Below are 9,410 nucleotides of genomic sequence, written 5' to 3' on the forward strand. Positions count from 1 at the left end.
CTTTAAAAAGTAGGGACGTGGCACTATTGCCACGTCCCTACTTTTTTATTAAACTGTCAATAATATTAAACCGCCCCTAAACGCCAATTAACGCAGATGAATACTACATTTGCCATACATACTAATAATTCGTCATTTTTTTTAATAGCAACTTTTATTTTTGTTTGTGTCAATACTTTGAGCGCCCGCGCTGAAAAATTAAGATGTTTTGTAGATATTTGCATCGACCCCAGCAGCGTTGAATTAAGTAAATCCGATATTCCCGGTGCTCCTTCTTATCCAGTCAGAACTATTTTAGGAACTCAACAGTTTAGTAAGGAGAAATTGTTGGCGCAAATGGAAGTTAACTGCCAGCAGGGACAGTTTAGAACTGTTAGAGTTAGCGAAGATGGCGAAAATTGGTCTAATTTCGATCCGAGATGGACTTTAGTCGATCGCAACTCATCTTTGTCTCGGCTGGTTGACTATACTTGTAAATTGGCGATCGCAGAACAATAGAATAAATAAGTATACCCCGAAAAAAAACCGCTCGCCTATATCTTCAACCTTGGGCTTGCGGGTGCAAGTCGGACAAGCAGCGATTTCAACCGCCGAGTGTTAATATTACACTCACTCTAAAATCTAAAATCTAAAATCTAAAATCGGATGACAAACCCCACCGAATACCGGCAAAGACGCGAACAATTAATGGCAAAAATTGGCAGCGGGACGGCGATATTTCGCAGCGCCCCCGCTGCCGTCATGCACAACGATGTAGAATATGCCTACCGACAAGATAGCGACTTTTTCTACTTGACCGGTTTCAACGAAGCTGCGGCGGTAGCAGTGATCGCGCCGCACCACGAAGAACACAAATTTGTGTTGTTTGTGCAGCCAAAAGACTTGGAAAAAGAAACTTGGCACGGTTATCGCGCCGGAGTAGAAGGCGCTAAGGAATTGTACGGCGCGGATGAAGCTTTCCCCATCGCCGAACTTGCGGAAAAATTGCCGAAATATTTAGAAAAGGCCGATCGCATATACTATCACTTCGGGCGCGATCGTACTTTCGACCAAACAGTCCTCAATCACTGGCAGCGCTTGATGGCAACCTACCCGAAACGCGGCACAGGCCCCACAGCAATCGAAGATTCCAACATTATTTTACACCCGATGCGGCTGGTGAAAAGCGAAACTGAATTAGCATTAATGCGAAAAGCGGCTAATATCTCAGTTGCAGCGCACAACCGCGCCCAAGAATTCGCCAAACCGGGCAGATACGAATATGAAATTCAAGCTGAAATAGAACATACTTTTGGCTTAAATGGTTGCACTCCCGCTTACCCTTCAATTGTTGCATCCGGTTACAATGCCTGCGTCCTCCACTACATCGAAAACAACAGGCAAATGCAGGAAAACGATTTGCTGCTAATAGATGCCGGTTGTGCTTGCGGGTACTACAACGCCGATATTACTCGCACCTTTCCTGTTAGCGGCAAATTTACAGCCGAACAACAGATAATTTATGACTTAGTTTTGCAAGCACAATTGCAGGCAATTAGTCAAGTCTATCCCGGAAATCCTTACAGCAAAATTCATGAAACGGCAGTGCGCGTTTTGGTGGAAGGTTTAATGGATTTAAAACTGTTGGTGGGCGACATTGAAGAGATAATTAAAGAAGAGAAATACAAGCCATTTTATATGCACCGCACTGGTCATTGGCTGGGACTGGACGTGCACGATGTCGGCGTTTATCAGTACGGCGAAAATCCGCAAGTTTTGCAGGCAGGACAAGTGCTGACTGTGGAACCGGGGATTTATATTTCTCCTTATATTAAGCCTGTTGAAGGACAGCCGGAGGTTCCTGAAAAATGGCGCGGTATTGGCGTGAGAATTGAAGATGATGTTTTGGTGACAGTGGATTGTCATGAAGTCTTGACGGCTGGAGTTCCTAAATGAATGAAGGAAGAAGGAAGAAATTAAGAAAAACTTTGGCTAATTAAGTTAGCAGGGAAGGCTTGAGCTTTGTTAGTATTGGCTTGAAAAAGCTCAAGTCCGCAACTGCAAAACATAAAGCATTATGTGTATTGATCCTACAAAGGGCGATCGACCTCTCGAAACCTGCGAAGCATTAGTAGCAGAGCAAAAAGCCAAAATTCGGCAACTGGAAGAGCATTTGCAGCAGCAGAGAGAATTGTGTCAGAAATTAGAAGCACAAGTCAAAGCATTGGAAAATGCTGGCTTTTCGGGTTCCGTAACTGAATCAGATAGCACCGAGGACGAGCGCATTCAGTTAATCGCATCTCTGGAAAAAAGCCAGGAAATGTACCGAATTCTCATCAAACATTATCCAAATGGCTCGGTGTTGTTGTTCGATCGCGATTTGCGCTATACTCTGGTTGACGGTCAAGGTTTGGCAGCAGTTGGTTTGTCTAAAGAACTGTTGGAAGGCAAAACCTTGTGGGAAGTATCCCCACCTGAAGATTGGCAACTTTTTGAGACTAAATATCGTGCGGCTTTGGCGGGAAAAGAGAATACTTTTGAATATAAATACGGAAATCGCGTTTATTTAATAACAGTTGCTCCCGTCGAAAATGACCGGGAAGAAATTTTTGCAGGAATGCTCGTTACTCAAGATATTACCGAAAAAAAACAGGCAGAAATAGCGCTGGAAGAAATCAAAAATCAGCTAGAAATTAAATATCAAAAGCGCACTGAAGACTTGAAAACAGCAAACGATCAATTGCAGGAAGAAATTCTCTCTCGCTGGCGCGCCGAAAAAGCTCTGCGGGAAAGCCAGGAACAGCTAGAATTGTTTTTCTCTCAATCTTTAGAGGGCTTTTTCTTTGTGATGCTGGACGAACCCGTACACTGGGACGATACAGTTGACAAAGAAAAAGTGTTGGATTACGTGTTTGCTAACGGGCGGGTAACGAAGGCGAATGATGCTTTGATAGCTCAATACGGAGGTATTAGGGAACAGTTTATTGGCCGCACGCTTGACTCTTTATTCTCCCGCAACTTTACTGGCTGCAGAGAGATAATCAAGCAATTTTTTGATGAAGGCAGAATTCATATCGAAAATGACAATCGCAAGTTTGACGGGGATATAATTTGGGTGGAAGGCGACTATATTTGCATTTACGATTCCCACGGCCGAATCGTGGGGTATTTTGGCGTGCAGCGCGATATTAGCGATCGCAAAAAAACAGAAGCAGCACTGAAAGAAAGCGAAGAAAGGTTCCGACAGCTAGCAGAAAACATTGAAAGCGTGTTTTGGATGATAAACGTTCAACCCCAGGAAATTATTTATATCAGTCCGGGTTACGAAAAGATTTGGGGCAGAAGCTGCGCTGATTTGTATGCTAACGGGCGCTTTTTTGCAGATTCCCTCCATCCAGAAGATCGCGAGCGCGTTATTGCTAATTTAACTAGAAAAATTGAGTCTGAAGACGAGATAGAATATAGAATTGTCAGGCCGGACGGCAAAATCCGCTGGATTCGCGATCGGGCTTTTCCGATTAAAAATCAATCTGGTAAAGTTTACCGCATCGTGGGCCTTGCAGTAGATATTACCGCCCGCAAACAGGCAGAAAAAACCATCCGCGAAAATGAAGAACGCTTCCGCCAGTTAGCAGAAAATAGCCAAGATTGCTTCTGGCTAATTTCTGCTGAGTTCACCGGTTTATTGTATCTGAGTCCAGCTTACGAACAAATCTGGGCGCGCAGCCGCGAAGGATTGTATGCAGATCCCTTAAAATTCATGGAGTGGGTGCATCCAGAGGATAAACCTTTGTTGCAAGAGGCAATTAGGAGAGTGTTACAGGGCGAATCCACCAGTACCGAATATCGGTTTTTTCGGTCAGACGGCACAATGCGCTGGTTATGCGATCGAGCTTTTCCCATTTACGACGAATCGGGCAAAATTTACCGCATCGCGGGTATTGCTGAAGATATCAGCGATCGCAAATTTACCGAGGCCCGCATTCAAGCAGCACTCCGCGAAAAAGAAGTATTGCTCAAAGAAATTCACCACCGAGTCAAAAATAATATGCAGATAATTTCTAGCCTGCTGCAACTTCAAGCTCAATACATTGAAGACGAACCGACGCTAGCTTTATTTGAAGAAAGCCAGACCCGCATACATTCAATGGCTCTAATTCACGAGCAACTTTATCAATCCGACAATCTCGATCAGATCGCCCTTTCTCCCTACGTCGAAAATTTGGTTGCTAATTTGTATCAATCTTTTGGTTGTGGGAACACTCCCATCCAATTTAACCTCAAAATTGACCCCATTTATTTAAACATAGAAACAGCCATTCCGTGCGGCTTAATTATTAACGAGCTGGTTTCTAACTCTTTAAAATATGCCTTTGTTTTAAGTTTAGCAGGTGAAATTGCTATTAAATTTCAGGAAATAAATGACCACCAATTTCATTTAACTATTCAAGATAACGGTCGCGGATTTCCGGCAGATTTAGATATAGAAAATAGTGAAACTTTAGGATTGCGATTAGTGAAAATGTTGGCGTACCAATTAGAGGGAACGCTGGCCATTGACAGTCAGTGTGGCATCTGCTATAATCTAATTTTTAAAGAGTTAAATTATCGGCGGCGCATTTAAGTAAAAATGAACTCTATAAAAGTTTTGGTTGTAGAAGACGAAGTTATTGTGGCCCAAGACATAGCAGGTCGATTAAAAAAACTGGGATATGCAGTAACAGCTACAGTTTCTTCAGGAGAAGAAGCCATTCAAAAAGCAATAGAAAACCCCCCCGATTTAGTGTTGATGGATATCGTGCTTAAAGGTGACATGGACGGGGTAACAGCGGCCGAGAAAATCCGAATTAATAGGAATGTGCCGACAGTATTTTTAACAGCTTATGCCGACGATCAAACGCTGCATAGAGCAAAACTCACAGACCCATTCGGTTATATTATCAAACCATTTCAACAAAATGATTTGCGGGTGGCGATCGAGATTGCCCTGCACAGACACGAAATCGAAACCAAGATGCGAGAAGCTCTCAAAGCTGCGGAAGCAGCCAGAGAGTCGATGGAAGAAAAATCGCACCGCCAAAACCAGTATATTTCAATGGCCGCTCACGAATTGCGGAACCCGCTCAACGCGATTTTAATCTCTGCGGAACTGCTAAAGCTCGATCGAACTCGCAGCAGTGACGAATCCCAAGTGAGAACCCTGCGGCTGGTGCACTCAGCTACCCAAAAAATGAACCAGCTAATCGACGATATGCTGTTCATGGGTCGAGCAGAAGCAGGCCAACTCAAATGCAATCCATTACCGATAAATTTAGTCGAATTTTGTCAAGACTTGCTCGATCAATTGCAGTTAGGAAATGAAGCCAAACACAAACTAACATTAATCCCGTCCGATGTTACGAGCGCGATGTTAGATCAACAATTGCTGCACGGCATTATTTCTAACTTAATCGTCAACGCCATCAAATATTCCCCCAACGGCGGGCAAGTCACCTTGGAATTGGAATGCCGTCCAGCAAGCGAAGGAGACAAAGAAGCTATTTTCTGCTTGTCTCCTCACTCTTTCTTTTCCAATTCATACTTTACCAATATTAACTCTCCCTTACTAATTATCCGCATCCGAGACGAAGGTATCGGCATCCCAGAAACTGAAGTAGGGAAAATATTTGAAATGTTTTACCGATGCAAGAATACTGGGAAGATTAAAGGTAACGGTTTGGGGTTAACAATTGTTAAAAAAGCTGTGGAATTGCAAGGAGGTGCGATCGCCTGCGAAAGCAAAATGGGCGTGGGTACAACCTTCACAGTCGCGCTTCCTTACGTAGCACTTTCCTGTTCGACTCAACGGCAAACAACTTAAATACCACTACAAACACTAATCAAAGTGTTGCAAAATCCACTCCACCGCTGCGGCTAAATTTGCTGCAATAAAATCCGGTTTAGTATGGTGCTGATACTCCCCACTCAACACACTTTCTCCGTAACCAGTCTGCACCAAAATACCAGTACAGCCCGCATTGTGAGCCATATCAACATCAGTGGCTTTATCCCCGACCATAAAACTATTTCGCAAATCTAAATCCTGTTCCCAAGCCGCCGCTACCAACATCCCTGTATTTGGTTTTCGCCACGTTGTATACCGCGTAAATTCTGGGTTGGTTCCGCCTTCGGCTGCGCTTAAATAAGGACAGTAATAAAGAGCATCTAACTTAGCTCCTGCTTCATTTTCTAATAGCTGACAGAGGCGTTTGTGCAAAGCTTCTACGTGGCTAACCGGATAATAACCCCTCGCCGGGCCGGATTGATTGGAAACCAAACAGCAAAATATTTGTTTGTCATTTAAACGGCGTACAGCTTGGGCTACTCCGGGGATTAAATGCAAATCTTCTACTTTGTGAATGTAACCAGCTTCGATATTGAGGACGCCATCTCTGTCAAGAAATACTGCTCGTTTCATTGTTGTATTGTTGCTTGAAAATTGGGTTTAGGGTGAGGATGCGGCAGTGTTCGTTGGTGTTAACTTAAGCCTAAAAACCTTTGTATCTATCGTTTATAGTCGAGTCTAGATCCCCCTAAATCCCCCTTAATAAGGGGGACTTTGAGTGTTCCAGTCCTCCTCTTTTTCCGCTTGGGACTTTGACTACTCTTGTCCCCCCCTTATTAAGGGGGGTTAGGGGGGATCGGGAAGACTGGACAAGGAAGACTATAGGCTGGCACAGCGAAAATCTAGGTACGATCATCATTCTAAAATAGATTGTTTGCCTAACCATTCGCGGAAACTATTATGATACAAACTATAGCAAATTTCTCCTCCAATTTCTTGTTGAGTTAAGAACTCGATCCAATTGTCTAACGCTTTTTCAACATCGTATTCATCCCGATCAATTATATTGGATATCGCACTTACAGATAAACTTGCTGTTGATTTTACCAAAACATTCAGCACAGACAACTCGATCGCCGATAAAGCATCACCTCTCATCCGCAGCCAGTGGTTTTGATAATACGCTGCTAAACCGGGAGGAAGTTCAGAGACAAGTGAGGACTCCCCCAGATTAGCATCGGGGTGTGAATTCTCGTTAATCGCAGGTAACATCTGACTCAGATACATGAAATTGTTTTCGCTGACAGTTGCGAGTTGTTGATCCAATTCCGGTGCAGTTAAATCCGGTGCGGTTGATAGGTATTGCTGAATGTAGTTCAGCGCATCCTCCCGATTTTGGGCGGGATAATCTCTTAAATCGAGGGTTTGAGAGGGCGTTTCAATTAACAAACCGGATTTCTCTCTCAAAAACGGGCGGCGGGCGAGGATAAAATAAGTACGATCGCCCAAATATCTCGGCAGATAAAACAGATTTGTGCTGGGAGGCTGACTCGTGCGGGCGATCGCGTCTACAGAATCAATGACTATTATCAACTTTTGGCGATCGTTTAATTTATCGCTAATTTGCTGAAGCAACAAAGACAGAAACCAACTCCCATCATCGGATTCGAGATTTTGAAGTTGAGATTTGAGCTTGACAATTTCGGATGTTTCCCCATTGGCGGCAAGGTATTTGTCAATCAGTTGAGTGCAGACAGAAGCGAGAAAATCTTCAGCTCGATTTTTGCCCTCAACTGCAGCGTTGTAATAGATACTGCGAGGATGGGCCCTGACATATTGGGCGAGGATGGAACTTTTGCCGCAGCCGGGAGTGCCGACAATTGTGAAATAACCGCGGCTGTGGGAGCTCAGAAAGTCGGATATGGCAGAAAAAACAAACTTGCGCCCGACAAAATTCTCGGTTTTTTCTCGCAGGAGTTGCTGAAATTCTTTTGGGTAAGAATCGGTAGAGATGGGAGTTGAGAGAGGTGAGGAATTCATGTTAGTGCCTCCATCCCTTCTAGTCGCAGGAAATATACGCGGCCGGATGTGTCGCCTGCGACAATTGTGACTCCATCGGGTGCGATGGTGCAAGAGGCGATCGGGCTTTCAGCCGTGAAACTGGCAATAACCTTTCCACTCGACAAATCCCAGAGTTTGATAGTATTGTTTGAACCAAAAATCACACGCTTGCCATCAGCATTGATGGCTACTGCTTTTACCGAATTGCTGTGACTTTTGAGAGTAAACAGTTGCTTTCCGGTTGTTAAATCCCAGACTTTGAAGATATTATCTAAGGAACCAGAAATTGCCCGCTTGCCATAACTGCTGATGGCTACTACTTTTACCGAGTAGGTGTGACCTTTTAAAGTAAATAGTTCCTTTCCAGTGGTTAAATCCCAGACTTTGAGGGTTTTATCATCTGAACCAGAAATCGCCCGCTTGCCATCAGGAGTGACAGCTACTGTTTTTATCCAACTCCTATCACCTTCTTCGGGAGGAAATAGTTCCTTTCCAGTGGTTAAATCCCAGACTTTGAGTATATTGTCTAAGGAAACAGAAATCGCCCGCTTGCCATCAGGAGTCACGGCTACTGCTGTTACCCAATTGCTGTGACCTTTGAGAGTAAACTGTTCCTTTCCAGTGGTTAAATCCCAGATTTTGAGGGTTTTATCATCGGAACCAGAAATCGCCCGCTTGCCATCAGGAGTCACGGCTATTGCATTTACCGAGTAGCTGTGACCTTTAAGAGTAAACAGTTCTTTTCCAGTTGTTAAATCCCAGACTTTGAGGGTTTTGTCATCTAAACCATAAATCGCCCGCTTGCCATCAGGAGTCACGGCGACTGCATTTACCGAGTAGCTGTGACCTTTGAGAGTAAACTGTTCCTTTCGAGTGGTTAAATCCCAGACTTTGAGGGTTTTGTCATCTGAACCAGAAATCGCCTGCTTGCCATCAGGAGTGACGGCTACTAAATTTACCGAGTCGCTATGACCGTTGAGAGTAAACAGTTCTTGTCCAGGGGTTAAATCCCACACTTTGAGATTTTTGTCCCAGGAACCAGAAATCGCCCGCTTGCCATCAGGAGTCACGGCTATTGCATTTACCGAGTAGCTGTGGCCTTTAAGAGTAAACAGTTCCTTTCCAGTTGTTAAATCCCAGACTTTGAGGGTTTTGTCCCAGGAACCAGAAATTACCCGTTTCCCATCAGTAGTGACGACTATTGCATTTACTGAGTAGCTGTGGCCTTTAAGAGTAAACAGTTCCTTTCCAGTTGTTAAATCCCAAACTTTGATGCTGTTACTCCACGAACCAGAAATCGCCCGCTTGCCATCAGGAGTCACGGCTACTGTATTTACCGAGTCGCTGTGACCTTTGAGAGTAAACTGTTCCTTTCCAGTGGTTAAATCCCAGATTTTGAGCGTTTCGTCATTTGAACCAGAAATCGCCCGCTTGCCATCAGGAGTCACGGCGACTGCATTTACCGATTTGCTGTGACCTTTGAGAGTAAACTGTTCCTTTCCAGTGGTTAAATCCCAGATTTTGAGCGTTTCGTCATTTGAACCAG

Annotated in this window: 7 protein-coding genes; 4 read left to right on the forward strand and 3 right to left on the reverse strand. The window is 44.1% G+C overall.

The genetic code is table 11. The annotated features are described in order from the left end of the window. Positions 1 to 96: 96 nt before the first annotated feature. From QUA71_RS21380 to QUA71_RS21395, 4 genes are all read left to right on the forward strand, one after another. Positions 97 to 498: a hypothetical protein gene (locus tag QUA71_RS21380; protein ID WP_333288049.1), complete on the forward strand. Its 402-nt coding sequence runs from the start codon at positions 97 to 99 to the stop codon at positions 496 to 498. 147 nt (positions 499 to 645) lie between these two features. Continuing rightward, positions 646 to 1,935, forward strand: a complete 1,290-nt coding sequence (locus QUA71_RS21385; protein WP_333288052.1) for an aminopeptidase P N-terminal domain-containing protein — start codon at positions 646 to 648, stop codon at positions 1,933 to 1,935. A 121-nt stretch (positions 1,936 to 2,056) separates the two neighbouring features. Beyond that, positions 2,057 to 4,603: a PAS domain S-box protein gene (locus tag QUA71_RS21390; RefSeq protein ID WP_333288054.1), complete on the forward strand. Its 2,547-nt coding sequence runs from the start codon at positions 2,057 to 2,059 to the stop codon at positions 4,601 to 4,603. Between the two features lie 6 nt (positions 4,604 to 4,609). After that, on the forward strand, positions 4,610 to 5,839 hold the full coding sequence (locus QUA71_RS21395) for an ATP-binding protein (protein ID WP_333288056.1): 1,230 nt from the start codon (positions 4,610 to 4,612) through the stop codon (positions 5,837 to 5,839). Between the two features lie 15 nt (positions 5,840 to 5,854). On the opposite strand, the gene QUA71_RS21400 is transcribed toward QUA71_RS21395, so the two are convergent. The 3 genes from QUA71_RS21400 to QUA71_RS21410 all read right to left on the reverse strand — a co-directional run. After that, positions 5,855 to 6,436 (reverse strand): HAD family hydrolase, encoded by a 582-nt coding sequence (locus QUA71_RS21400; protein ID WP_190736768.1) that lies wholly within the window; start codon positions 6,434 to 6,436, stop codon positions 5,855 to 5,857. Positions 6,437 to 6,718: 282 nt separating this feature from the next. Beyond that, on the reverse strand, positions 6,719 to 7,843 hold the full coding sequence (locus QUA71_RS21405) for an ATP-binding protein (RefSeq protein ID WP_333288058.1): 1,125 nt from the start codon (positions 7,841 to 7,843) through the stop codon (positions 6,719 to 6,721). Continuing rightward, a partial coding sequence (locus tag QUA71_RS21410; protein ID WP_333288060.1) for a WD40 repeat domain-containing protein occupies positions 7,840 to 9,410 on the reverse strand: 1,571 nt, incomplete at its 5' end. The genes QUA71_RS21410 and QUA71_RS21405, both read right to left, overlap by 4 nt.

The organism is Microcoleus sp. MON1_C5, assembly GCF_036701875.1.
Lineage (GTDB): Bacteria > Cyanobacteriota > Cyanobacteriia > Cyanobacteriales > Microcoleaceae > Microcoleus.